The organism is Massilia hydrophila, assembly GCF_020208145.1.
GTDB classification, from domain to species: Bacteria; Pseudomonadota; Gammaproteobacteria; order Burkholderiales; family Burkholderiaceae_D; genus Telluria; species Telluria hydrophila.
In genome coordinates this window covers 1402839-1426025 of sequence record NZ_JAHYBX010000001.1, presented here as the reverse complement: position 1 = coordinate 1426025, position 23187 = coordinate 1402839, and the positions used below count along the sequence as shown (strand labels likewise).

Sequence of the window (23187 nt, the reverse complement as noted above, 5' to 3'; positions counted from 1 at the left end):
CGCGTTTTTCCGCACCATGCAAGGCGCGCCAACGAAAAGGCGCTGTCACCGTTATTTGTTGATGGCTCCGATCGCGATCCGCAGCAATTGTTCTGCAGTCGTGATGCGTTCTCCGTCGAGCGCCCAACGCCAGCCCAGATAGTTGGGCAGGTAGCGTGAGGCCACGCCGCGGAAGTGGCTGAGCCACTGCCGCAAGCGCGCGTGATAGGCGTTGACGTTCTGGACGTGGATGGCGCCGGCAGCTCGGCGACGGACCCGTATGCCGGCCTGCAGGTTGACCGCCTCATGCGCAATGCGGTGCTTGCGGGCGAACGCGCGGTAGGCAGCGTGGGAATCGCTCACCAGCAGCACCTGCCGGTCGAGCTTGGGCAGCAGATGGCGCTCCAGCTGCCCGGCTTTCAAGGGACCCCGGCCTACGACCGCATCGATCGTCTGTCCGCTACGGTCGCGCGCCACCAGGATGCAGTCGAGCTCGCTTGAAATTCCGCGCTTGTGTGCCCGACCACCGCGCTTGCGCGCCGGCCTGTCCAGCTTGCGCGACCCCTTTTGCGATTCGAGGATGAACATCTCGTCCGCTTCGGCGATACCGCTCAAGGTCTTGGGACGATCGTGCCTGGCTTGGTCGAGAAAGCGGTGGCGCCACCGGAAGGCCGTGTTGCGGTGTACGCCGACCTCCCTGGCCGCTTTGCGCACCGATTTCGAATCGAGCATCGTGTTCAGGTAGTCGAGCCACTTCTCCCGTAGCCGCAGGTGCGCCAGTGGTGTGCCGCTCAGGTCGTTATAGGTGCGGCCGCACTCACGGCAGCGGTAGCGCTGCAGGCCGTTGGCCTGGCCATGCCGGTAGTAGCGCTCGCAAGCGCAGGCGGGGCAGCGGCGCCTGCCTTCCTTGACCTGGGCAATGAGGGCGATGATGCGGTCGAGTCCGGCAGCCGGATGCAGGGCCGAGAGCGTCTGCAGGCGCTGCGGCACGTTCAGTGCGGGCAGCTGGGCGAACCACTTCCTGAAGCGGGGAGCGCGCATGATCGGTTCCTGTCGAGGGAGACAAGCGTTCGACCGCCGAACTGCTCGGCAGTTCAGGTCTCATCCATATGTCCGGCTGACTGCGCCAATGAAAAAGCCGCCCACCGTGGGTGGGCGGCTCCATCGCGGACGCCGCATCGTGGTGCATCGCGCACCGTGCCATCGGCCATGGCCCGCTCAGGCGGCAGCCGCTTCGCGCCCTTTCAGCATGTCGAGCGCCACGTCGACGATCATGTCTTCCTGCCCACCCACCATGCGCCGCTTGCCCAGCTCCACCAGGATGTCGAAGGCCGGAATACCGTAGCGCTGCGACGCCGCCTCGGCATGGCGCAGGAAGCTTGAATACACGCCGGCATAGCCGAGCGCCAGGGTCTCGCGGTCGACCCGCACCGGGCGTTCCTGGAGCGGGCGCACGATGTCCTCGGCGGCGTCGATCAGGCCCTTGACGTCGCAGCCGTGCTTCAGGCCCATGCGGTCGGCGGCGGCGATGAACACCTCCAGCGGCGCATTGCCGGCGCCCGCCCCCATGCCGGTCAGGCTGGCGTCGACCCGGTCGCAGCCGTGTTCCAGCGCCACCAGCGAATTGGCCACGCCCAGGCTCAGGTTGTGGTGGGCGTGCATGCCGGTCTGGGTCTCCGGCCTGAGCACGTCCTTCATGGCCTTGAAGCGTGCCGCGATGTCGTACATGTTCATCGCGCCGCCCGAGTCGACCACATAGATGCACTGGGCGCCGTAGCTTTCCATCAGCTTGCCCTGCTGCGCCAGCCCTTCCGGGGTGTTCATGTGGCTCATCATCAGGAAGCCGACCGTGTCCATGCCCAGCTCGCGCGCATACTCGATGTGCTGGCGCGCGATGTCGGCCTCGGTGCAGTGGGTTGCCACGCGCACCACGCGCGCGCCGGCGTCGTAGGCGTTCTTCAGGTCGTGGATGGTGCCGATGCCAGGCAGCAGCAGCGTCGCCACCTTGGCGTGCTGCAGGTTGGCGGCCACCGCCGCGATCCATTCCAGGTCGGTGTGGGCGCCGAAACCGTAGTTGAAGCTGGAGCCGCGCAGGCCGTCGCCATGCGCCACTTCGATCGAATCGACCCGGGCGGCGTCGAGGGCGCGCGCGATGCGCACCGCGTCCTCGATCGAATACTGGTGGCGCACCGCGTGCATGCCGTCACGCAGGGTGACGTCCGAAACATATATTTTCTTGTCGTGGTCGAACATGGGTGTCTCCGGTTAAGCGGCCAGCGCTGGCGGCTGCGCGGCCAGCATGCCGGCGGCGATGCGCTCGGCGGTGGCCATGGCGGCGCTGGTCATGATGTCGAGGTTGCCCGCATACGCCGGCAGGTAATGGGCCGCGCCTTCGACCTCGAGGAAGATCGAGACCTTCAGGCCGGCCTGGCGCCCGATGCCTGGCAGGTTCGGGGCCTGTGCCCCTTCGAGTCGCTCAAACTGGACTTCCTGCTTCAGGCGGTAGCCCGGCACATAGGCGGCGACGTCGGCCGCCATCTGCTCGACGGAGGCGCGGATCGCGTCCTGGTCGGCGCCCTCGGCCGCCAGGCAGTACACGGTGTCGCGCATGATGAGGGGCGGCTCGGCCGGGTTCATGACGATGATCGCCTTGCCTTCGCGCGCCCCGCCCACCTCGACGATGGCGCGCGAGGTGGTTTCGGTGAACTCGTCGATGTTGGCGCGGGTGCCCGGGCCGGCCGACTTGCTGGCGATCGAGGCCACGATCTCGGCGTAATGCACCGGCGCCACGCGCGAGACCGCCGCCACCATCGGGATGGTGGCCTGGCCGCCGCAGGTGACCATGTTCACGTTCGGCGCGTCCACATGCTGGTCGCCGTTCACCACCGGAATGCAGTAGGGTCCGATCGCGGCCGGGGTCAGGTCGACCATGCGCAGGTTCGGGCGCAGCCCGCGCAGGAAGGCGTCATTCTTCACGTGGGCGCCGGCCGAGGTGGCGTCGAACACGATGTCGATGCTGTCGAACTCCGGCAGGCGCGCCAGCCCTTCCACGCCTTCGTGGGTGACGGCCACGTCCATGCGCGCGGCGCGTGCCAGGCCGTCCGAGGCCGGGTCGATGCCGACCATGGCGCCCATTTCCAGGTGCTTGCCATGCCGCAGGATCTTGATCATCAGGTCGGTGCCGATGTTGCCGGGGCCGATGATGGCGACGCGTTTCTTGTGCGGACTTTGTTGGGTAGTCATGTTCATTCCTTTTCAGCTTGTTGTGCGAACACGGCGCTGACCTCGCCCAGGCCCTCGATGCGGGCCAGGAAGCGGTCGCCCGCCGCCACCGCCGCCATCGGGCCGAGGGCGCCGGTGAGCAGCACGTCGCCGGCGCGCAGCGGCGTGCCAAGCTTGACCATCCTGTCGGCCAGCCAGACCGCGGCGTTGAGCGGGTTGGCCAGGCAGGCCGCCCCGCTGCCGCGGGAGACGGTCTCGCCACGCCGTTCCATCGTCATGGTGCAGTTGACCAGGTCCAGGTGCTCCAGCCTGGTGGGGGCGGAGCCCAGCACGAACAGGCTGGACGAGGCGTTGTCGGCGACGGTGTCGAGCAGCTTGATGTCCCAGTTCTCGATGCGGCTGCCGACCACCTCGATCGCGGGCAGCGCATAGGCGGTGGCCGAGATCAGGTCGGCGAAGGTGTGGCGCTCGTGCAGCAGGTCGCGCTCCAGCACCAGGGCGATCTCGGCTTCCACCTTGGGCTGCAGCACGCGCGCCCAGGGGATCGGTTCGCCGTCGCCATACGCCATGTCGGCGAACAGCACGCCGAAGTCGGGCGAATCCACGCCCAGCTGCTGCTGGACCGCGGTCGAGGTCAGGCCGATCTTGCGGCCGACCACGCGCGCGCCGCCGTCGATGCGGCGCTGCGCGTTGTACTGCTGGATGGCATAGGCGCAGGCCAGCGGGTCGCCGCTGGCGGCCGCTTCCCGGATGCGCCCGCGCAGCGGCGCGACCGGGGTGCCTTCCTGTTCGGCCGTCCAGAGCAGGTCGGCGATGTCCTTGATGTGTTGCTGGTTCATGTGTGTCTCCGGTGTCGTTGGGTGGTCGATCCGGCGGCGTCAGCCAAGGCCGAATTCGGCCCGGATGGCGGCGTCGTGCTCGCCCAGGGTCGGCGCCGGGCGGGTGGTCGGTCCGCGCGCGCCGTCGATCACGACCGGGCGGTGGATCGCCGTCATCTCCCCCTGTTCCGGATGCGCGCTCCGGTAGAAGGTGCCGGCCTGGACCACCTGCGGGTCTTCCATCACTTCCGGCACGGTGTTGACGGGCGCGAACGGGACGTCGCTGGCGCCCAGGCGCTCGCACCACTGGGCGCGGGTGCGGGTGCGGAAGCTGCGCGCCACCTCGTCGTTCAGGGCCGCGTAGTTGCGGGTGCGCAGCTGCGGGTCGAGGAAGCGGGCGTCCTCCAGCAGGTCGGGGCGCTCGATCACGGCGACGAAGGCTTGCCAGAACTTTTCCACCGAGGACAGGTGCACGGCCACCAGGCGCCCGTCGGCGCAGGCGAAGGCGTGCGACTGCGAGATCGCGACCCGGGTCTGGGGCGCCGGCACCACGCCCAGGCGGGTGTACTGCGCGAAGCCTTCCGGCGAAAACGCGATCGAGGCTTCCAGCATGTTGACTTCCACCCGGGCGCCCTTGCCGCTTTGCTGGCGGCCGAACAGCGCGCCCAGGATGCCGTAGGCGGCATACATGCCGGTGATGTTGTCGGAGATGGTCGGCCCGTTCATGACCGGCTGCACGGGCTCCAGCATCTGGCTGGCCAGGCCGGACAGGCCGAGCGCCACCGCGTCGTAGCACGGGCGGTCGCGGTACGGCCCTTCCGCGCCGAAGCCGGTGATGGAGGCCCACACCAGGCGCGGGTTGACCGCGTCCAGCGTGCCCTGCGTCAGTCCGAGGCGCGTCATCACGCCCGGACGGTAGTTTTCCAGCAGGACGTCGGCGCGCGCCAGCAGCGCCAGCAGGTCGGCGCGGCCGGACTCGGTCTGCAGGTCGAGCTGGATGCTCTCCTTGTTGCGGTTGTACGACGCGAAGTGCGGGCTGTAGAGCTTGCCCGCGTGGCGGCGGAACGGGTCGCCGCCGTTCGGGTGCTCGACCTTGATCACGCGGGCGCCGAGGTCGGCCAGCATCATGCCGGCCAGGGGCGCGGTCAGTACCGTGCCCAGTTCGATGACCAGGATGCCCTCCAGGGGGTTGTGCATGCGTGCTTCCTTTCAGGCGTAGTGTTTCAGGATCTGGCGCGCGAGCGTGGTGCGCAGCACCTCGGTCGGGCCTTCGGTGATGCGGTAGCTGCGCAGGTCGCGCCAGAAACGCTCGATCGGGGTGTCCTCGGTCAGGCCCATACCGCCGTGCAGCTGCATGCACTGGTCGATGATGCGCCAGCCGGCTTCCACGCCGAAGGTCTTGATCATGAAGGTCTCCATGCGCGCGTCGACCCCGGCATCGGTCTTGCGGGCCGCGTCGTACACCAGCAGGCGGGTGCAGTAAAGCTCGGTGAAGGCGTCGGCGATCATCCACTGCACGCCCTGGCGCTCGGCCAGGGCCTGGCCGAAGGTCTTGCGCTGGTGCGCGTATTCGGCGGTGAGGGCCAGGCAGCGCTCGGCAGCACCGCAGGCATGCGCGCCCTGGCGCACCCGCCCGTAATTGATGTAGCCCTGGGCCAGGGCGAAGCCACGGCCCTCCTCGCCCACCAGGTTCCCGAAGGGCACCAGCACGTCCTCGAAACTCAGTTCGCTGGGTGCGTCGCCCATCAGGGTCTTCTCGGAACCGGCCAGCGTCACGCCGGGCGCGTCCAGGTCGACCAGGAAGCAGGAAATGCCGCCGCGCGCGCCCTTGTCCGGATCGGTCACCGCCATCACGATGGCGAAATCGGCGGCCGCGGCGCGCGTGATGTAGCGCTTGACGCCGTTCAGGCGCCAGCCTGCCTCGGTACGCACGGCGCGGGTGCGCATCATCGACGGGTCGGAACCGGCGTCGGGCTCGGTCTGGGCGAAGCAGGAACGCTTGCTCCCATCCAGCACGGGATCGAGGTAGCGGGCGCGCTGCTCCGGGTTCAGGCCGAGCAGGATCGGGCCGACCATCGGGCCGAAGATGCCGTGGTCGCGCACCCAGGAGGCGACCGTGCTGCGGCCGACCTCTTCCCAGAACACGGCCAGGGCCAGCAGCGGCAAGCCCTGGCCGCCGAATTCCTCGGGGATGTCCATCAGCCAGAAGCCGGCCTGCCGTGCGCGCTGGCGCAGGGCCTCGGCCTGTTCCGGCGGCAGCATGCCGTTGGCGCCGACGGCGTGTTCGAGGGGGATCAGCTCGCGGTCGACGAAGCGGCGGATCGAGTCGCGGAACTGCAGCAGCTCCTCGGGGAGCGAATCATGGGGGGTCAAGTCAAGCATGGTGGAGGCGCATTCGTGGTGGGAGCACCGGCGCCGCGAGGTGGCGGCGCCGGGTGCGAAGGTGGATCAGGCGGCTTCCTGGCCGGGCTGCACCGGCAGCGCGTCGGCATCGTGCAGCGCGTGCCACGCCTTGGTCGGCTGGCCGGCCTCGATCAGCTCCAGCTCGCGGAAGAACAGCTTGCGCAGGGTGACGATGCCGAGGTCGGAACGGCCCAGGATCTCGTCCTCGCGCGCCGTGACGCGCGCCTGGCCGCGGATCGACAGGTAGTCCTGGGCGGCGGTCAGTCCCACGAAGATGTCGTCCGGATTGTTCCACTCGCGCGAGGCGAACAGCTCGTCGTGGTGCTCGGCCGGATCGTACTTGCCGTACTTGGCGAAATAGTCGCTGAAGCGCTGGCGGGCTTCCTCGCTGGCGCCGGGGGCCTGGCCGTAGATCATGAAACGGGTGGTGTTCAGGTCGTCGTTCGGGGTCATCCACACGAACACGTCGATCCACGGGTCGTCCGGGGTCAGGCCGGGCACGGTAACGTGGTTGTTGTTCGGGAAGGTCCAGTCGCTGACGCGCACGTTGTTTTCCGAGCGCCTTGCGGTCTGGCGGATGCCGGCCGACGTCTCTTCATACGACAGCTCCGGAATCGCGCCGGTGACGGCCTTGCCGAACGGGCCCACGGTGAGCGCCATGTGCACGAAGCTCACGTGCACCGCATCCAGCGAGTTCTCGACCTGCTGGAACCAGTTGTTGTCCCAGCGTTCGCGGCCGTTGGCCACCAGGGTGCCTTCGCGCTCCAGGCGGAGTTTGCGCGGCAGGTCGAATTCGGGGGCCGCGCCCTCGCCCAAGTAGGCGAACACCAGGCCCATGTACTCGCGCACCGGGTAGCCGGGAATCTTCGTGCGCGGCATGCCGTTGTTGGCCTCGGCCGGGCGCTTGGTGCAGCCGCCACTGCCGTCGAACTGCCAGCCATGGTAGATGCAGCGGATTTCTTCGCCCACCACCCAGCCGGTGTGCAGCAGGGTGCGGCGGTGCGCGCAGCGTCCGCCCACCAGGTGCAGGGCGCCGCTTTCGCCGCGGTACAAGGTCAGTTCCTCGCCCATGATCAGGAGCGGGATCGCGCCGCCGGCGGCGACGTCCTCGGACAGCGCGACCGGCTGCCAGAACTGGCGCAGCAGGCGCCCCATCGGCTTGCAGCGGCTGGTCTCGGTGAGTTTGCGGAATTGCTGGGCGCGTTCTTCGCGGCGCTGGTCCTGGATGGTTTCCATAGGGTGTCTCCGTGATAGGTCAGGAACGGTCGATCGGTTGTCCGTGCAGTTCGGTGAGGAGCTCCTGCTCCTCGCCATAGCGGGTGACGCGGGTGGCGCGCGCATAGTCCTTGATGTCGAGCGGGTCGTGCCTGCCCGGGGTCCAGGTCGGGTACTTGTGGCGCAGGCCGCCGTCCACGGCCAGGTCGGCACCGGTCATGCAGGACGATTCGTCCGAGGCCAGGAATACCGTGGCCCAGGCCAGGTCGGCGGCGCGCGGGAAGCGGCGCAGCGGCATCTGGTCCAGGTATTCCTGGCGCGAGTAGAAGCCGCGCCGCTGCGGCTGCTCCCAGTCGGGGGCGAACATCTCGTCGCGCATGGTCGACCACAGCTGGTGCTCCATCGAGCAGGGCGTGACGGTATTGACGCGGATGCCGTGGTGGGCCAGGTCGAGCGCCGCAGAGCGCGCGAAGTTGAGCAGGGCCGCCTTGGCCGCACAGTAGGCGGCGCCGTCGGCCTCGCCGAAGTGGGCGGCGGTGGACATGATGTGGATGATGCTGCCCTGCGCACCGCAGGCCAGCATGGCGCGCGCGCCGTGCTGGGTGGCCAGCAGGCCGGCGGTGGCGAAGCTGCCGACCGAGTCGTGCCAGTCGTCCAGCTTCATGTTCAGGACGTCGTCCCAATGCACGCGTCCGGCCATGTTGACGACGATGTCGAGGCGGCCGTATCGTTCGACGGTGGCGGCAACGGCGCGCTTGACGTCCTCGTCGCTGCGGGCATTGCAGGCCAGGCCGGTGGCTTCCCAGCCGCGTTCGCGGATGAAGTCGGCCGCGGCCAAGGCCGCTTCTTCCTTGATGTCGGTGACGCACACGCTGGCGCCTTCGCGCGCCAGGAAGTGGGCGATGGTGCCGCCGATGTTCGGTCCCGCGCCAAACACGATGGCGACCTTGTTGTTCAATCTGTCCATGTTCTACCTGTCTCCTGGGTCCCTGCCGGCGCCGGTGGAGCCGGCCCGGTCGGGCAATGAGGAGCATTGTCAGCACTGGGCCGAACCGATACAAGTCGAATACCTTCAAGGCTACTATGCGTAAACTGCATGACTCCAGTGCGCGAAAGTTCTTGAATAACCGTTCTAGAACGATATAATCAAACGCACCCGGCCCCTTTCGGCTTTCGATCCGGCCCATTCCAACGAGACAGCGAGACCCCCATGCACACCACCCTTCCCGTCCAGCCCATCGACGGCGCCCGCTTCCGCGAGGTGCTCGGCAGCTATCCAACCGGCGTCGCCATCGTCACCTGCATCGACGAGCACGGCGCCGCCACCGGCATGGTGATCGGCACCTTCACCTCGGTCTCGCTCGATCCTCCCTTGATCGGCTACCTGCCGATGAAGACCTCGCGCACCTTCGCGCGGATGCGCGCCGCGCCCGGCAACAGCTTCTGCGTCAACATCCTGGCCGCCGACCAGGAAGCCGTGTGCCAGCACTTCGCCTCGCCCGCCGAGGACAAGTTCGCCAGCCTGGCCTGGCACCGCAGCCCGGCCGGTAATCCGGTGCTGGACGGCGTGGTGGCCTGGATCGACTGCGACTACGCCAGCGTGACCGAAGTCGGCGACCATTACATCGTGCTGGGCGGCGTGCGCGACATGGCGCTCGAGCGCGACACGGCGCCGCTGCTGTTCTTCCAGCGCGGCTACGGCCGCTTCACGCCGGGGCCGCTGGTGGCCCAGGCCGACCGCGAAACCATCGAGGCGGTGCAGCTGGCCGAGACCGGGCGCGACGAGATGGAAGCGGTGGCGGTGGAGCTGGAGGCCGAGTGCAGCCTGGTGGCGGCCGTCGGCGGCGACGTGGTGTACGTCGCCACCGAGAACCGCTCGCCGAACTTCCGCCTGCACAGCCGCCTCGGCCTGCGGGTGCCCTGCGCGCCGCCACTCGGCCCGCTGTTCGTGGGCAGCGCCGGCGCCCCGGGCGAGGCCGAATGGCTCAAGCGCCTGGGCCGGGCCGACCAGGAGACGGTGGAGGCGGCGCGCGCCCAGCTGGAACGGGTGCGCGCGCGCGGCTGGTCGATCGCCCTGTATGGCGAGGATGGAGAAGGCAGCCAGCTCGAAGAGCTGGTCGCCCTGTACTCGATGCCGCACCGTACCCCGGGCCAGGAACGGCGCCTGCTGGAGGCGGCCAAAGCGCGCGCCGGCCTGCACGAGCCGGACGCGCTGCCGGAAGACGGCCGCTACGACCTGCGCCACCTGTCCGTGCCGGTGCGCGACGCCCATGGGCAGGTCGTGCTGGTGCTGCGCCTGAGCGCCGTGCCGCCCGGCGCCAGCCTGGGCCAGGTGCACGGGTGGCTGGCGCGCCTGCAGGCCTCGGCCGCGCGGCTGGAAGCGGCGACCGCCGCAAGGCGCGGCGCCGAGCCGCAGCGGCTGCGGGCCTGAGCACAGCCTGAGCCGATCCCGGGCACAAGCCTGACAGCACGTGCGCCGCGCGTTACACTCATATATTCGCAAATCTCCCAGTTACGCGAGGCAGCATGGAAATCACCCAGATCCGCCACTTCGTGCGCATCGCCGAAACCGGCAGCTACATCAAGGCCGCCGACCTGCTCGACATCGGCCAGTCCACCCTGAGCCGCCAGGTGCGCGCGCTCGAAGTCGAACTGCGCGCCAGCCTGTTCTACCGCCACGGCCGCGGCGTGCTGCTGACCGAGGCCGGCAAGAAGTTCCTCGAGTACGCGCGCGGCGTGCTGCACCTGATGGATGCGGCCGCGATCGCGGTGCGCGATTCGGAGTCGGCCTTTTCCGGCCAGCTGGCGATCGGCATGACCCCGAGCATCGGGCGCGCCTGCATCGCCGCCCTGCTGCCGCGGCTGGTGGAGCTGTATCCGCGCGCCTCGATCAGCGTGGTCGAGGGCCTGTCGGGCGCCCTGTACGACGCGGTCCTGCTGGGGCAACTGGATTTCGCCCTGCTGTACAACCCGGCGGCCTCGCCCAACATCCGGATCACGCCGATCGTCTCCGAGCCCTTGTACCTGATCGGCGCGGCGCCGGTGGGCGAGGATGCGCAGCAGGTCGGCCTGGCCGAGGTGGCGGCGCTGCCGCTGATCCTCCCGCACGGGAACCACTCGATCCGGGTCGCCATCGAATCGGCGGCGGCGCGCCTCGGCCTGGGCGTGAACCTGCGGCTGCAGGTCGATTCGACCTATTCGACCATGGAGCTGGTGGCCCAGGGCATGGGCTACTCGATCATGCCGCGCCTGGTGGGGCGCGACGCCACCCTCCCGGCCCTGTCCTGGCAGCGCATCGAGCGCCCGGGGCTGGAAACCACGCTGTGCATGGTGATGCCGGGGCAGCAGCCGAACAATCCGCTGGTGCTGGCGGCGGCGGAAGAAGTACGGAACAGCCTCACCGACCTGTTGGCACCCTAGCTCAGGAACAGGCTGGCGACTGTCTGGCGCAGCCAGCGGTTCGACACGTCGGCGTGGTAGCGCTCGTGCCAGTGCTGCTTGACCTGGAAGGGCGGCAGCTCCACCGGCACGGGCAGCGCGCGCACCGCCTCGCTGGCCGCCACCTCGGCCGCATAGCGGAAGGGCACGATGGCCAGCAGCTCGGTCTGGGCCACGATGCGCGCCACGCCCAGGAAGCTGGGCAGCTTGAGCGCGAACCTGCGCTCGATGCCCTCGGCCGCCAGGACCTTGTCGACGATCGCGTGGCCGGTGCCCGAGGTGAGCACGCGGATGTGCGCCTCGCGCCGCAGGTCTTCGCTGTGCAGCTCCGCGCCCACGCGTGGGTGGTTCGCGGCGGCCAGGCACACGAAATGCTGGTCGAACAGCACCTGCTGGTAGAAGCCCGCCTCCAGGTGCGGCATGAAGCCCACCGCCAGGTCGACGCTGCCGTCGGCCAGCTCCAGCGGGCTGTCCGGCGAGATCTTCGAGATGGCCAGCCGGATCCCCGGCCCCACGTCGCGCACATGGTTCAACAGGCGCGGCAGCAGCACTACTTCGCTGATGTCGGTCATGCAGATGCGGAACTCGCGCTCGCTGGCGGCCGGATCGAAGGCCGGCTGGTCGGCCAGCGCATGCTGCAGCGCCTGCAGGGCCGCGCGCACGTCGCCGATCGCGTTCTGCGCACGCGGCGTGGGCAGCATGCCCTTGGCCGTGCGGCTGAACAGGCGGTCGTTGAAATGCTCGCGCAGGCGTCCGAGCCCGACGCTCACGGTCGATTGCGGCAGGCCCAGGTTGGCCGCCGCGCGCGTCACGTTGCCGGTCTTGTAGATCTCGTCGAAGATCGCGAGCAGTTCCAGATCGAAGGCCATGCCTCTTCCTTTATTGGGATTGTCGATCATCATAATCAAGCTCCATCAGTTTTCCAAATAAAGATCGGCAGGCACACTGGCACCAATCGACAAGACCAGGAGACCGCCATGTCCTTACCCGCTTCCCCACCCTCCGTGATCGTCGCCGGTGCCGGCATCGGCGGCATCGCCGCGGCGCTGGCGCTGTCCAAGCTTGGCCTGCAGGTGACGGTGCTCGAGCAGGCCACCGAATTGGGCGAGATCGGCGCTGGCCTGCAGCTCGGGCCAAATGCCTTCGCCGCCCTCGACGCCCTCGGCGCCGGCCGGCGCGTGCGCGAGATGGCCGTGTTCACCGAGCGCCTGGTGATGATGGACGCGATCGACTGCGGCACCGTCGCCAGCTTCGACGTCGGCCCGGCCTTTCGCCAGCGCTTCGGCAACCCCTACGCCGTGATCCACCGCGCCGACATCCACACCGCCATCCTCGAGCAGGTGCGCGGCATTCCGAACATCGAGCTGGTGACCTCCTGCCGCATCGAGCGCATCGAGCAGGACGACGCGGGCGTGACGGTGAGCGCCGCCGACGGCCGGCGCTTCCAGGCCGGCTACCTGATCGGCTGCGACGGCGTGAAGTCGGTGGCGCGCGAGGCGGTGGTGGGCGACGGCGTGCGCGTTTCCGGCCACGTGGTCTACCGCGCCGTGGTGCCGGTGGCCGACATGCCCGAGGAACTGCGCATGAACGCGCCGGTGGTGTGGGCCGGCCCGAACTGCCACCTGGTGCACTACCCGCTGCGCGGCGGCGACCTGTACAACCTGGTGGTGACCTTCCACAGCCGCGAACCGGAAACCTGGGGCGTGAGCGACGGCAGCAAGGAAGAGGTGCTGTCCTACTTCACCGGCATCGCCGAGCTGCCGCGCAAGCTGCTGCACCTGCCGCAGAGCTGGCGGCGCTGGAGCACGGCCGACCGCGAGCCGGTGGACAACTGGACCCGCGGGCGCATCACCCTGCTGGGCGACGCCGCCCACCCGATGATGCAGTACCTGGCCCAGGGCGCCTGCATGGCCCTGGAAGACGCCGTCACCCTCGGCGCCGCCATCAGGCACTGCAACTACGACATGGCGGCCGCGTTCGACCTGTACCAGCGCTCGCGCATCACCCGCAGCGCCCGGGTGGTGCTGTCGGTGCGCGAGATGGGGCGCCTGTACCACGCCGCCGGCGTCGAGCGCCTGGTGCGCAACGACCTGTGGAAGGGCCGCGACGCCAGCGGCTTCTACGAAGCCCTGGCCTGGCTGTACGACTGGCATGCCGACAACTGCCTGGCACATTGAATCAACAAGGAGACGCCAACATGAAGAACGAGCTGCCCCCGCACGCGGTCCAGGAAGCGCGCCGCGCGCTGTACCAGGCCATGCGCGCCCACAACCTGAGCCCGCTGTGGGAATCGCTGCACACCCTGGTGCCGCGCCAGCCGGCACCCGACTATGAAGCCGCCCTGTGGCGCTACCGGGACATCGTGCCGCACCTGAAGCGTGCGGGCGAGGTGATCACCGCCGGGGAAGCCGTGCGCCGCGTCTTGGTGCTGGAAAACCCGGCCCTGCCCGGCAGCGCCGCGATCACCCGCTCGCTGTACGCCGGCCTGCAGCTGATCCTGCCGGGCGAGGTCGCGCCCTCGCATCGCCACACCCAGTCGGCGCTGCGCTTCATCGTCGAGGGCAAGGGCGCCTACACGGCGGTCGACGGCGAACGCACCATGATGCATCCGGGCGACTTCATCCTGACCCCGGCCTGGACCTGGCACGACCATGGCAACCCCGGCATCGACGGCGTCAGCGAGCCCGTGGTCTGGCTCGACGGCCTCGACATCCCGATGGTCCGTTTCTTCAACAGCGGCTTCGCCGAGAACGGCGACAGCGCGAGCCAGCCGATCGCCCGTCCGGAAGGGCGCAGCCTGGCGGCCTATGGCCACAACATGGTGCCGGTGCGCCACGTGCACAGCGGCAGCAGCTCGCCGATCTTCAACTATCCGTACGAGCGCTCGCGCGAAGCCCTGGAAACCCTGCGCCGCCAGCAGGAGATCGACGCCTGGCTCGGCGTCAAGCTGCGCTACGTGAACCCGCTGACCGGCGGCGCCCCGATGCCGACCATCGGCGCCTGCATGCAGCTGCTGCCGGCGCGCTTCCGCGGCCTGCCGCACCGCAGCACCGACGGCACCGTGTACAGCGTGGTCGAGGGCAGCGGCCGCGCCATCATCGGCGGCCGGCGTTTCGACTTCGCCGCGCGCGACACCTTCGTGGTGCCGGCCTGGGCCACGCTGGTCCTGGAGGCCGACGAGGATGCGGTGCTGTTCAGCTTTTCCGACCGCCCCGTGCTGCAGGCCCTGGGCCAGCTGCGCGAAGAATTCCTGCCCGAATAACCGAACCTGGAACCATCCGAGAACCCATCATGAGCGACCACTTCCTCTTCCCCGCCCAGGCCATCGTCGGCCTGCCCGTCAACGGCAGCGCGGCCGCCTTCCCGGTGCGGCGCATCTACTGCGTCGGCCGCAACTACGCCGCGCACGCGCGTGAAATGGGCTTCGACCCGGACCGCGAACCGCCCTTTTTCTTCTGCAAGCCGAACGATGCCGAGTCGGTGGTGCCGGTGGCCGCCGGCGCCGAAGCCGCCATTCCCTACCCGCCGCGCACCGAAAACTACCACTACGAGATCGAGCTGGTGGTCGCGATCGGCAAGGCCGGGCGCGATATCGCCGTGGAAGACGCGGCCAGCCACATCTTCGGCTATGCCGTGGGCCTGGACATGACCCGGCGTGACCTGCAGATGCGCATGCGCGAACAGGGCCGCCCGTGGGAAATCGGCAAGGCCTTCGACTATTCGGCGCCGATCGGCCCGATCACGCCGCTGGCCGACAGCGGCGAGCTGGCCGCCGGCGCGATCGCCCTCACGGTGGACGGCAAGACCGTGCAGAGCAGCGACCTGTCGAAACTGATCTGGAACGTGAACGAGACCATCGCCCAGCTCTCGACCCTGTTCGAACTGCGTCCGGGCGACCTGATCATGACCGGCACGCCGGAAGGCGTGGGCGCGGTGCTGCCCGGCCAGACCATGGTGGGCAGCGTGGCCGGCCTGAGCCCGATCAGCGTGAAGGTGGTGTGAGGCATGAAGCTGCATACCTACTACCGCAGCTCGGCCTCCTACCGGGTGCGCATCGCGCTGAACCTGAAGGGACTGGCCGCCGAGGAATCCTACGTGCACCTGTCGAAGAACGGCGGCGAGCAGTTCGCGCCGGCCTTCGACGCCATCAATCCCCAGCACCTGCTGCCGGTGCTGGAAGACGGCGCCGTGGTGCTGACCCAGTCGCTGGCGATCATCGAGTACCTCGACGAGACCCGGCCCGGCCAGGCCCTGCTGCCGCCCGACGCGGCCGGCCGCGCCCGGGTGCGCGCGCTGTCGCAGGCGATCGCCTGCGACATCCACCCGATCAACAACCTGCGTGTGCTGAAATACCTGGGCGCGGAACTGGGCGTGTCGGACCAGCAGAAGAACGCCTGGTACCGGCACTGGGTGGGCCTGGGCCTGGCGGCACTGGAGCGCCAGCTGGCGTCCAGCCCGGACACCGGCCTGTTCTGCCACGGCGACCAGCCGACCATGGCCGACTGCTGTCTGGTGCCGCAGCTGTACAACGCGCGCCGCTTCGACTGCGACCTGTCGGCCTTCCCGACCATCGCCAACATCGGCATCCGCTGCGAGGCCCTGGACGCCTTCGCCAGGGCCCGGCCCGACCTGCAGCCGGACGCGGAATGAGCCCCCGGGCGCCTCAGCAGGCGCCCGGCTTCACCCGTTCGACCTCGAGTCCGAACAGGGGACGCAGGCGCGTTCCCAGCACGTTCCCGATGAAGGCGGCAACCAGCCACAGCCAGCCGTGCAGGCTGCCCGACAGGATGCCGCTGAAGTAGGCGCCGATGTTGCAGCCATACGCCAGGCGCGCGCCGTAGCCGAGCATCAGGCCACCGACCACGGCCGCCGCCAGGGAGCGCAGCGGCAGGCGCCAGACCGGCGCATAGCGCCCGGCCAGTGCCGCCGCCAGCATCGCACCAAACACGATCCCGATGTCCATCACCGAGGTCGCATCCTGCGACACCGGCGCCGCCAAGGCCGCGGCGTTCGCCTTCGTAGCCCAGTAGGGCCAGCTGGCGACGTCGATGCCGATGCTGGAGAAGGCTTTCGCACCCCACAGCGCAAAGGCCGAGGTCACACCCCATGGCCGTCCGGCCAGCGCCAGGGTCGTGAAGTTCAGCAGCACCAGGGCGATGGCGCCGGCCACCAGCGGCCACGGACCACGCAGCCAGCGTGCGCCTCCCGCCGGCTGCGGCTGCTGCGGATGCAGGCGGCCGTGGCGGCGCTTCTCGACCGTGACGGTGATGGCGGCGATGGCCGCGAACACGAGCAGGTTGAGGACCAGCGCCGGCGCCAGGCCGAGCGCATCGATCATCGAGACCGGCGCCAGCTGCGGCTGCGCGGTCCAGAATGGCATGTGCGCGGTGCCGATCACCGAGCCGACGATGAACGCGGCCAGCGTGACCAGCATGCGCGTGCTGCCTCCGCCCACGGTGTACAGCGTGCCGGAGGCGCAACCGCCGCCGAGCTGCATGCCGATGCCGAAGATGAAGGCGCCGACGATCACCGAGGTGCCGGCCGGCGACACCAGGCCCTTGACCGGTGTGCCGAACAGTTCGCCGCTGGCCAGCACCGGAAAGAACAGCAGGACGCCGAGCGCCAGCATCAGCATCTGGGCGCGCAGGCCGGCCCCGCGCCCGTCGGCGATGAACACGCGCCAGGCCGAGGTGAAGCCGAAGGCGGCGTGGTACAGGGTCAGGCCGAGCAGCGCGCCCACGATGTAGAGCGCGGCCTGGCGCCCGTCCGCCGCTTGCGCGAGGTACCAGGCGCCCACGAGGAGCAGGAGCAGGGAAACGGCGAAGGGCTTGAACTGGACAGGCGCGCCGCCTGCCGGCATGCTGGTGCTGGCTGGTGTCATGGATGAACGTGGCTTGGGAATCGAGCCCGTATTGTGGCCTGTTTCGCCGCTTCCTGCAGCGGAGCAGGCCTGTTCAGGCGTGGCCCAGGCCGTGCGCGCTATACAGGTGCTCGAATTCCTCGATCGGCACCGGCATCCCCAGCAGGTAACCCTGGAAGGTGCTGCAGCCGCCCTCGATCAGGAAGCTGCGCTGTGCCTCGTGCTCGACGCCTTCGGCCACGATGTCGAGCTTGAGCGTGCGCGCCAGGGCGATGATCGCCTCGACGATCGGGCCCGCGTCCGGATCGATGTGCACGTCGTGCACGAAGGAGCGGTCGATCTTCAGCGCCGTCAGGGGAAAGCGCTTCAGGTAGGACAGCGATGAAAAGCCGGTACCGAAGTCGTCCAGCGAGAACCCGATGCCGCGGGCGCGCAGCGCATGCATGCGCGCGATGATGCCGGCCGCGTCCTCGGCGAACACGCTTTCGGTCAGCTCCAGGCACAGCTTCTGCGGCGGCGCGCCGGTCTGCGCCAGGATCTCGTCCACCTGGCGCGCAAAGGCCGCGCTGCGCAGCTGGTGGGCGCTAACGTTGACCGCCAGCTTCAGGCGCCCTAGCACGGGGTCGCCCTGCCAGCGCGCCAGCGCCCGGCAGCCGGCGTCGAGCACATGCTGCCCGAGCGGCCCGATCAGTCCGGAGGCCTCGGCCAGGCCGATGAACTCGGCGGGCCCGACCAGCTCGCCGCCCTCGCGGCGCCAGCGCACCAGCGCCTCGGCGCCCACCAGGCTTCCCTGGCGGTTGAACTGCGGCTGGCAATACAGCACGAACTGGTGCGCCGCCAGGCCGCCGCGCAGGGCCGTTTCCAGCGCCGCCTGGCGGTCGGCCGCCGCCTGCATGCCCGGGTCGAAGAAGCGCGCCGTATGGCGGCCGTCGGCCTTGGCCTGGTACATGGCCATGTCGGCCTGCTTGAGCAGGGCGTCGACTTCGGCCGTGGTCCCGTCGAACAGCACGATGCCGATGCTGGGCGTGCTCAGGATCATCCGCCCGCCCAGGTGATAGGGCTGCTCGAGCGACGCGAGCAGCTTGTCGACCACGTGCCCGGTTTCGCGCACCGCCTCGCGCACCGAGCTGCCCAGCTGTTCCAGCACGATGACGAACTCGTCGCCGCCCAGCCGGGCCAGGCCGTCGCTGTGGCGCAGCACCAGCCGCAGGCGCTCCGACACCTGGCACAGCAGCGCGTCGCCCAGTTCGTGGCCGAGGGTGTCGTTGACCAGCTTGAAGTTGTCCAGGTCGAGCAGCAGCAGCGCCCCCTGCTCGCCGGTGCGGGCGCTGCGCGCCAGCGCCTTGTCCAGCTCTTCCGCCAGCAGGCGGCGGTTGGGCAGGCCGGTCAGGTAGTCGAAATAGGCGGCCTGGTAGACCCGGTGCTCGGCCTGCTTGCGTTCGGTGAGGTCGGTATTGGTGCCGGAGATGCGCAGCGGCTTGCCGTGATTGTCGCGCAGCACGAAGCCGCGCGACAGCACCGGTACGTAGTGGCCATCGCGGTGGCGCAGCCGGAACTCGATGCTGTAGGTGTCGAAGCGCCTGGCGAACAGTTCGCGCATGAACGCCATCACTGCCTCCTGGTCCTCCGGATGGGCGAGCGCCAGCCACAGGGTTTCGTCGGCGGGCACTTCGCCCGGGTGGTAGCCGAGCATGCTCCACCAGCGCTCCGAATAGTAGATTTCGCGGGTCACGAGGTCGTAGTCCCAGTGCGCATCGGTCGAGCCGCGCAGGGCCAGGCGCAGGCGCTTCTCGGACTTCTGCAGGCGCTGCTTGGCACGCTTGAGCGCGGTGCAGTCGGTAAAGCAGACCACCACCTGCTGCAGCTGGCCCGACGCATCGAATTCCGGGTAGGCATTGCAGATCAGCCAGCGCAGCGGCACGCCCCCCGCACCGGGTACGCCGACGATCAGCTGTGCCACCTTGACGCCGGTGCGCAACACCACGTTGACCGGAAAGTCCTCGGGCCGCATGCGCGTGGTTGGGGCGGATGAAGGTCCATGCCGCCGCGCTTGACGCGGTGCCGGCCAGCTCGTCCTGGGTCTGGCCGAGCAGCTCGCAGGCGAGCCGGTTGGCAGACAGGATGCGGCCGTCGGGGCCGTGCACCACGACGCCGGCGGGAATATGCTCGAGCAGGTCTTCTAGGCGGGCTGGACCGCCCGCGGCAGGATCGGCATCCATGTTCGCAGCGCGATTCGACTGGGGTAGATCATCCTAGCACTTTCAAGGGCTCGGCAGCACAGTGCAAGCTATCCTGCGGTACACGACCTGCAGGAAGGTCCTCAGCCTGCCGCGCCGAATGCCGGCCGGGCCGCCAGCACGCGCGCCAGCGCCGTTTCCGGGTCCAGTCCGGCCATCATCTGGTTGATGATTTCCTGCTTGTCATCCGGGCCGAGCTTGTCGCAGGCGGCCCGGTGCGAACAGAAATAGGCATACCAGGCCACGTCCGCCGGCCGCTCCTTGCGCGGCTTGTAGCGCGCCGGCACCATTGCGCGCTGCGCGGCCACATGCGCCGCGAGCGGCGCCGCGATCCCGCTCCAGTCGAAGCCGGCGACGGCAAGGCGGTCGGCTTCCCACTCGCCCTGGTAGGCGGGATGGGGCCGCACGGTGTCCCGGTCCAGTGCAAGGCAGGCCAGGTTGGGATAGCCGTGCGCGGCGCAGAAACCTTCCACGAACAGCAGCTTCGGGCCGATGCCGACCTGGACCGCGCGGCCGAGCGCCTCATCCTTCGGATACAGGGAACGGGCCAGCGCCAGCAGGTCGCCATAGGTGATCGGCATGCCGCGCAGCGAGCTGGCCTGGCGCGCGAGGGCCTCGACCAGGCGCGCGCCGACCTCGATGTCGTTGAAGGTAAAGGGAATCATGGGCGGGGTCTGGTGCGGGCTCGGCGGCTGCAGGCTTGTCGCTGTGTCAAAACCGGCATCTTAGCAGGTCAATCGCGCCGGCAGGCCGCCTGCGGCGTGATGGACGACTAGGGTGGACGCATGCCACGCGGTACAATGCGGTGGTTTGCGCCCCTACCGGTCCGCCCGCGGACTGGCGCGACGATCACGCGGGATCGATCCCTGGCTTTCACCTGAAACAAAGACAAACGCTATGCTGACTACCCTGCTCGACTGGTTCCTCCACCTCGACCGCCATCTCGCCGTGCTCGCGGCCGAGTACCAGGTGCTCGTCTATGTGCTGCTGTTCGCAGTGATCTTCGTCGAAACGGGTGTGGTCGTGATGCCCTTCCTGCCTGGCGACTCGCTGCTGTTCGTCACCGGTGCGCTGGCGGCGAAGGGCATGCTGTCGCTGCCGGTGCTGATCCCGCTGCTGATCGTGGCGGCGGTGCTGGGAGACATCGTCAATTTCGCGGTCGGCAGCGCGTTCCGGGGGCGTATCCAGGCGGGCCACCGGCTGCGCTTCATCAAGCCCGAACACATCCTGTATACCGAGCGCTTTTTCGAGCGCCATGGTCCCAAGACCATCGTGCTGGCGCGTTACGTGCCGATCGTACGCACGCTGGCGCCCTTCGTCGCGGCGCTGGGCAGCATGCGCTACCGGACCTTCCTTTCGTATAACATTTCCGGCGGCACCCTGTGGGTGGTATCGCTGACCCTGGCCGGTTATGCATTTGGCAACATCAAGTGGGTGAATGAGAACCTGACCGCCGTCATTCTCGGCATCATCGTGCTGTCGCTGGTGCCGGGCATCGTGGCATGGATGCAGGAGCGCTATCGCAGCAAGCGCGCGGCGGGGCCGCAGGCCTGACCACGGGGCCCGGACGCTAAGGCGGAACCGGCGCCTTTGACAGGCGAAGCTGGCCGCCGGCATGATGTTCAACATGCGCGGACATGCGTGAAAGGACACAGCATGCACACCGAACCGTTCGGGGCGCCGGCATGAGCGCGGCGCCAGGCGACCCGCGGGCCATCGAACGCGCCGCGGTCCTGCTTGCCGGCGCCGATGCGCTGCTCATCGCTGCCGGCGCAGGGATGGGCGTCGATTCCGGCCTGCCCGACTTTCGCGGCAACGCCGGTTTCTGGAAGGCCTACCCCGCGCTTGCCGCCGAAGGAACCGGCTTCACCGACATCGCCAGTCCGTCCGCCTTCCGCGCCGATCCGCGACGCGCCTGGGGTTTCTACGGCCACCGGCTAGGCCTGTACCGCCGCACCCTTCCACACGCCGGCTACGGGCTGCTGCGGCGCTGGGGCGAGGCGAAGCGTGACGGCTACTTCGTGTTCACGAGTAACGTCGACGGCCAGTTCCAGAAGGCCGGCTTTGATCCCTTGCGGATCGAGGAGTGTCATGGGAGCATCCACCACCTGCAGTGCCTGCAGCCCTGCGTTCCCCTGATGTGGCCGGCCGACGGCCTGCAGCCGGTGGTGGACGAGGCCCATTGTGCGCTGCGCGGTCCCCTGCCCGCCTGTCCCCACTGCGGCGGCATGGCCCGGCCGAACATCCTCATGTTCGGCGATGGCGGCTGGATCGATACGCAGCGCGCATTGCAGGCAGCACACTGCCAGGACTGGCTGGCACAGGTGCGCCGACCAGTGGTGATCGAGATCGGGGCCGGGCTGGACGTCCCGACCGTACGTCAGTTCGCCCGGCGCGTCGTGCTGCGGCACGGCGGCTCGCTCATCCGGATCAACCCGCGCGCGCCGCATCTCGACGGCGTGCCCGGCGTCGGGATTGCCGCCGGGGCCTTGGACACACTAATGGCGATCGATCGCATCCTTGGCCAGCCGTCTGCTTGAGTCACCGCGAGGTGGCCTGTCCGATCTGTGCTGTACGCACCAGGAATCAAGCCGCAGGTGGCGGACAAGCTAGTTCACCCGGTTCGGCTCCTGCAGCAGCAGCCCGTGCTGGCGCGCTTGCGCTACCCATGCCGGGTATTCCGTCATCAACAGCTCGTACAATGCGGAATCGGCATGTTCGTCCGGGCTCGCCACCGAAAAGAAGTCGGCGTTGTCGACCAGGCGGCCGTCCAGGTCGTCGAGTTTTTCCAGGAAAGGGAAGTCGGAATCGGCGAAATCGGACAGACGCTTGCTTCTCGATTTCCTTCCCTTCCCGATTCCCATGAACTGCCAGAAAATGGGTTCGCAGCTCGACCAGCGCAGCTGGCGTTCGGTCACGGCCTGGTCGGAAGTGCTGCCGTCGGTCACGAACATGACGTAGACGGGGAGCGCCGCCGCATGTGCCGTCTTGCGCTCGCCACCGTCCGTATCGGGGAAATAATGCCGGCGTACGGCGGACATGGCGGCGCCATAGCGGGTATCGCCCTCGAGCGGATGCCGCTCGATGACCTTTGCGACGTACCCCGTCCAGTTGGAAAGCCCCATCGGCTCGGTGTGATGGACGTTCCTGCCGAACAGGAAAACGTCGATGTCGCCATCGTCATCGAAGCGGCAGCCCAGCGCCAGGATGCGTTCGGCAAAACGCTGCACCAGGCCTTTGCGATACAGGCTGCTCATCGATCCGGAAATGTCGAGCACCAGGCAGACCCTGGCACGATGCCCCTGCAGTCCGGCCTTGGCCAGTGACACGCCCGCCGATTTCACCAGGCTGACGAGTTGCGGTGCTGTTGCTTCGATGCGCTTTTCCAGGCTGATGCGCGAAGCTGGAGCCGCTGCCTGTGCCTGCCCTTGGGGCGCGGGAACGGCAGGCACGGATTCCTGCGCGACGTCGGCGCCGAAATGCCGTACCAGCGCGGGCAATCCGCCGTTGAATCCTTGCGCGACCGCCATGAAGCGCCAGCCCCCGTCCCTGCGATAGAACTCGCCGAGCATGACTGCCTGTTCGTGTGCGAAATCCTGGCCGGTGAATGCGAAGCGCGCGAATTCGCCTTCCACGCCATGCAGGCCCACGTGGCCTGTTGCCAGTTGCGACATGGTGCCGTCCCCGTCGATACTGGCCGTGATGACGACGCGCTCGACCGTTGGCGGCAGCATGGCGAGGCGGAACACAAAACCGTCGACCGCGCTTCCCTGGCTCGCCAGCACGACGCCGCCGCACGGCGTTCCGGGCTGGTTAAAGAAGGTCATGTACCGGTCGTCGACCAGCTTGCCGGAGGCGTCAACGGCAAAGCAGGCAAAGTCGAGGGCCAGGCCCTGGCCCGCCAGCTTGACCTGAAGCGGCCCCTGCGACACGTCCCCGGCAAGAGGCAAGCGCGCGCCTCGCGAAAGTTGTTGCATAACCCTTCTCCCCCTGTCCTGGTCCGATGCATGCAATG

Annotated in this window: 21 protein-coding genes and 1 pseudogene; 8 read left to right on the top strand and 14 right to left on the bottom strand. The window is 68.7% G+C overall.

The annotated features are described in order from the left end of the window. Window positions 1–51: 51 nt before the first annotated feature. The 8 genes from LE190_RS06485 to LE190_RS06450 form a co-directional block, all read right to left on the bottom strand. Window positions 52–1020, bottom strand: a complete 969-nt coding sequence (locus LE190_RS06485) for an IS1595 family transposase (protein WP_225237910.1) — start codon at window positions 1018–1020, stop codon at window positions 52–54. 177 nt (window positions 1021–1197) lie between these two features. After that, window positions 1198–2232, bottom strand: a complete 1035-nt coding sequence (gene dmpG, locus LE190_RS06480; RefSeq protein ID WP_225237909.1) for a 4-hydroxy-2-oxovalerate aldolase — start codon at window positions 2230–2232, stop codon at window positions 1198–1200. Window positions 2233–2244: 12 nt separating this feature from the next. Beyond that, window positions 2245–3222 carry an acetaldehyde dehydrogenase (acetylating) gene (locus tag LE190_RS06475; protein ID WP_225237908.1) on the bottom strand — a complete coding sequence of 326 codons (978 nt, stop codon included), beginning with the start codon at window positions 3220–3222 and terminating at the stop codon, window positions 2245–2247. 2 nt (window positions 3223–3224) lie between these two features. After that, window positions 3225–4040: a 2-keto-4-pentenoate hydratase gene (gene mhpD / locus LE190_RS06470; protein WP_225237907.1), complete on the bottom strand. Its 816-nt coding sequence runs from the start codon at window positions 4038–4040 to the stop codon at window positions 3225–3227. Between the two features lie 39 nt (window positions 4041–4079). Next, window positions 4080–5216 carry a CaiB/BaiF CoA transferase family protein gene (locus LE190_RS06465; RefSeq protein WP_225237906.1) on the bottom strand — a complete coding sequence of 379 codons (1137 nt, stop codon included), beginning with the start codon at window positions 5214–5216 and terminating at the stop codon, window positions 4080–4082. Between the two features lie 12 nt (window positions 5217–5228). Further along, a complete protein-coding gene (locus tag LE190_RS06460; protein WP_225237905.1) occupies window positions 5229–6401 on the bottom strand; it encodes an acyl-CoA dehydrogenase family protein in 1173 nt (390 codons plus the stop codon). Window positions 6402–6467: 66 nt separating this feature from the next. After that, a complete protein-coding gene (locus LE190_RS06455) occupies window positions 6468–7658 on the bottom strand; it encodes a Rieske 2Fe-2S domain-containing protein (RefSeq protein ID WP_225237904.1) in 1191 nt (396 codons plus the stop codon). 19 nt (window positions 7659–7677) lie between these two features. Continuing rightward, the gene (locus tag LE190_RS06450; RefSeq protein ID WP_225237903.1) at window positions 7678–8604 is read right to left on the bottom strand and encodes an SDR family NAD(P)-dependent oxidoreductase; all 927 of its coding nucleotides are present in this window, start codon (window positions 8602–8604) and stop codon (window positions 7678–7680) included. Between the two features lie 243 nt (window positions 8605–8847). Between LE190_RS06450 and LE190_RS06445 the strand changes: the two genes are divergently transcribed. After that, complete coding sequence (locus LE190_RS06445) at window positions 8848–10068, top strand: flavin reductase (protein WP_225237902.1); 1221 nt, start codon at window positions 8848–8850, stop codon at window positions 10066–10068. A 95-nt stretch (window positions 10069–10163) separates the two neighbouring features. Next, the gene (locus LE190_RS06440; RefSeq protein WP_225237901.1) at window positions 10164–11057 is read left to right on the top strand and encodes a LysR family transcriptional regulator; all 894 of its coding nucleotides are present in this window, start codon (window positions 10164–10166) and stop codon (window positions 11055–11057) included. Here the strand turns inward: LE190_RS06440 and LE190_RS06435 are convergent. Further along, the gene (locus LE190_RS06435) at window positions 11054–11944 is read right to left on the bottom strand and encodes a LysR family transcriptional regulator (RefSeq protein ID WP_225237900.1); all 891 of its coding nucleotides are present in this window, start codon (window positions 11942–11944) and stop codon (window positions 11054–11056) included. The genes LE190_RS06440 and LE190_RS06435 overlap by 4 nt on opposite strands. Before the next feature lie 108 nt (window positions 11945–12052). On the opposite strand from LE190_RS06435, the gene LE190_RS06430 reads away from it, so the two are divergent. Genes LE190_RS06430 through maiA form a run of 4 tightly spaced genes read left to right on the top strand, consistent with a single transcriptional unit; the run spans window position 12053 to window position 15725 of the window. Further along, entirely contained in the window at window positions 12053–13252 is a 1200-nt protein-coding gene (locus LE190_RS06430) for a 3-hydroxybenzoate 6-monooxygenase (RefSeq protein ID WP_225237899.1), read from the top strand. Between the two features lie 20 nt (window positions 13253–13272). Then, entirely contained in the window at window positions 13273–14337 is a 1065-nt protein-coding gene (gtdA, locus tag LE190_RS06425) for a gentisate 1,2-dioxygenase (RefSeq protein WP_225237898.1), read from the top strand. Window positions 14338–14366: 29 nt separating this feature from the next. Continuing rightward, window positions 14367–15077 carry a fumarylacetoacetate hydrolase family protein gene (locus tag LE190_RS06420; RefSeq protein WP_225237897.1) on the top strand — a complete coding sequence of 237 codons (711 nt, stop codon included), beginning with the start codon at window positions 14367–14369 and terminating at the stop codon, window positions 15075–15077. A gap of 3 nt (window positions 15078–15080) precedes the next feature. After that, a complete protein-coding gene (gene maiA, locus LE190_RS06415; protein WP_225237896.1) occupies window positions 15081–15725 on the top strand; it encodes a maleylacetoacetate isomerase in 645 nt (214 codons plus the stop codon). A gap of 13 nt (window positions 15726–15738) precedes the next feature. Here the strand turns inward: maiA and LE190_RS06410 are convergent, their stop codons facing one another. The 4 genes and pseudogenes from LE190_RS06410 to LE190_RS06395 form a co-directional block, all read right to left on the bottom strand. Beyond that, entirely contained in the window at window positions 15739–16956 is a 1218-nt protein-coding gene (locus tag LE190_RS06410) for a YeeE/YedE family protein (RefSeq protein ID WP_225237895.1), read from the bottom strand. Between the two features lie 73 nt (window positions 16957–17029). Then, window positions 17030–18946 (bottom strand): putative bifunctional diguanylate cyclase/phosphodiesterase, encoded by a 1917-nt coding sequence (locus tag LE190_RS06405; protein WP_225237894.1) that lies wholly within the window; start codon window positions 18944–18946, stop codon window positions 17030–17032. Window positions 18947–19040: 94 nt separating this feature from the next. Then, window positions 19041–19154 (bottom strand): annotated as a pseudogene (locus tag LE190_RS06400) (PAS domain-containing protein); the annotation flags it as partial. A gap of 101 nt (window positions 19155–19255) precedes the next feature. Next, a complete protein-coding gene (locus tag LE190_RS06395) occupies window positions 19256–19837 on the bottom strand; it encodes a hypothetical protein (RefSeq protein WP_225237893.1) in 582 nt (193 codons plus the stop codon). A gap of 232 nt (window positions 19838–20069) precedes the next feature. Between LE190_RS06395 and LE190_RS06390 the strand changes: the two genes are divergently transcribed. Both LE190_RS06390 and LE190_RS06385 read left to right on the top strand, forming a co-directional pair. Continuing rightward, the gene (locus tag LE190_RS06390; protein ID WP_224945300.1) at window positions 20070–20726 is read left to right on the top strand and encodes a VTT domain-containing protein; all 657 of its coding nucleotides are present in this window, start codon (window positions 20070–20072) and stop codon (window positions 20724–20726) included. Between the two features lie 83 nt (window positions 20727–20809). Beyond that, the gene (locus LE190_RS06385) at window positions 20810–21712 is read left to right on the top strand and encodes an SIR2 family NAD-dependent protein deacylase (protein WP_439847463.1); all 903 of its coding nucleotides are present in this window, start codon (window positions 20810–20812) and stop codon (window positions 21710–21712) included. A gap of 69 nt (window positions 21713–21781) precedes the next feature. Here LE190_RS06385 and LE190_RS06380 read toward each other — a convergent pair whose 3' ends face one another. Further along, on the bottom strand, window positions 21782–23149 hold the full coding sequence (locus LE190_RS06380; protein WP_225237892.1) for a VWA domain-containing protein: 1368 nt from the start codon (window positions 23147–23149) through the stop codon (window positions 21782–21784). Window positions 23150–23187: the final 38 nt, after the last annotated feature.

Excerpts from the sequence above, each read along its gene's own strand:
- LE190_RS06485 (WP_225237910.1), bottom strand. The coding sequence starts at position 1,020 with ATGCGCGCTCCCCGCTTCAGGAAGTGGTTCGCCCAGCTGCCCGCACTG.
- dmpG (WP_225237909.1), bottom strand. The coding sequence starts at position 2,232 with ATGTTCGACCACGACAAGAAAATATATGTTTCGGACGTCACCCTGCGT.
- LE190_RS06475 (WP_225237908.1), bottom strand. The coding sequence starts at position 3,222 with ATGACTACCCAACAAAGTCCGCACAAGAAACGCGTCGCCATCATCGGC.
- mhpD (WP_225237907.1), bottom strand. The coding sequence starts at position 4,040 with ATGAACCAGCAACACATCAAGGACATCGCCGACCTGCTCTGGACGGCC.
- LE190_RS06465 (WP_225237906.1), bottom strand. The coding sequence starts at position 5,216 with ATGCACAACCCCCTGGAGGGCATCCTGGTCATCGAACTGGGCACGGTA.
- LE190_RS06460 (WP_225237905.1), bottom strand. The coding sequence starts at position 6,401 with ATGCTTGACTTGACCCCCCATGATTCGCTCCCCGAGGAGCTGCTGCAG.
- LE190_RS06455 (WP_225237904.1), bottom strand. The coding sequence starts at position 7,658 with ATGGAAACCATCCAGGACCAGCGCCGCGAAGAACGCGCCCAGCAATTC.
- LE190_RS06450 (WP_225237903.1), bottom strand. The coding sequence starts at position 8,604 with ATGGACAGATTGAACAACAAGGTCGCCATCGTGTTTGGCGCGGGACCG.
- LE190_RS06445 (WP_225237902.1), top strand. The coding sequence starts at position 8,848 with ATGCACACCACCCTTCCCGTCCAGCCCATCGACGGCGCCCGCTTCCGC.
- LE190_RS06440 (WP_225237901.1), top strand. The coding sequence starts at position 10,164 with ATGGAAATCACCCAGATCCGCCACTTCGTGCGCATCGCCGAAACCGGC.
- LE190_RS06435 (WP_225237900.1), bottom strand. The coding sequence starts at position 11,944 with ATGGCCTTCGATCTGGAACTGCTCGCGATCTTCGACGAGATCTACAAG.
- LE190_RS06430 (WP_225237899.1), top strand. The coding sequence starts at position 12,053 with ATGTCCTTACCCGCTTCCCCACCCTCCGTGATCGTCGCCGGTGCCGGC.
- gtdA (WP_225237898.1), top strand. The coding sequence starts at position 13,273 with ATGAAGAACGAGCTGCCCCCGCACGCGGTCCAGGAAGCGCGCCGCGCG.
- LE190_RS06420 (WP_225237897.1), top strand. The coding sequence starts at position 14,367 with ATGAGCGACCACTTCCTCTTCCCCGCCCAGGCCATCGTCGGCCTGCCC.
- maiA (WP_225237896.1), top strand. The coding sequence starts at position 15,081 with ATGAAGCTGCATACCTACTACCGCAGCTCGGCCTCCTACCGGGTGCGC.
- LE190_RS06410 (WP_225237895.1), bottom strand. The coding sequence starts at position 16,956 with ATGACACCAGCCAGCACCAGCATGCCGGCAGGCGGCGCGCCTGTCCAG.
- LE190_RS06405 (WP_225237894.1), bottom strand. The coding sequence starts at position 18,946 with ATGCGGCCCGAGGACTTTCCGGTCAACGTGGTGTTGCGCACCGGCGTC.
- LE190_RS06395 (WP_225237893.1), bottom strand. The coding sequence starts at position 19,837 with ATGATTCCCTTTACCTTCAACGACATCGAGGTCGGCGCGCGCCTGGTC.
- LE190_RS06390 (WP_224945300.1), top strand. The coding sequence starts at position 20,070 with ATGCTGACTACCCTGCTCGACTGGTTCCTCCACCTCGACCGCCATCTC.
- LE190_RS06385 (WP_439847463.1), top strand. The coding sequence starts at position 20,810 with ATGCGTGAAAGGACACAGCATGCACACCGAACCGTTCGGGGCGCCGGC.
- LE190_RS06380 (WP_225237892.1), bottom strand. The coding sequence starts at position 23,149 with ATGCAACAACTTTCGCGAGGCGCGCGCTTGCCTCTTGCCGGGGACGTG.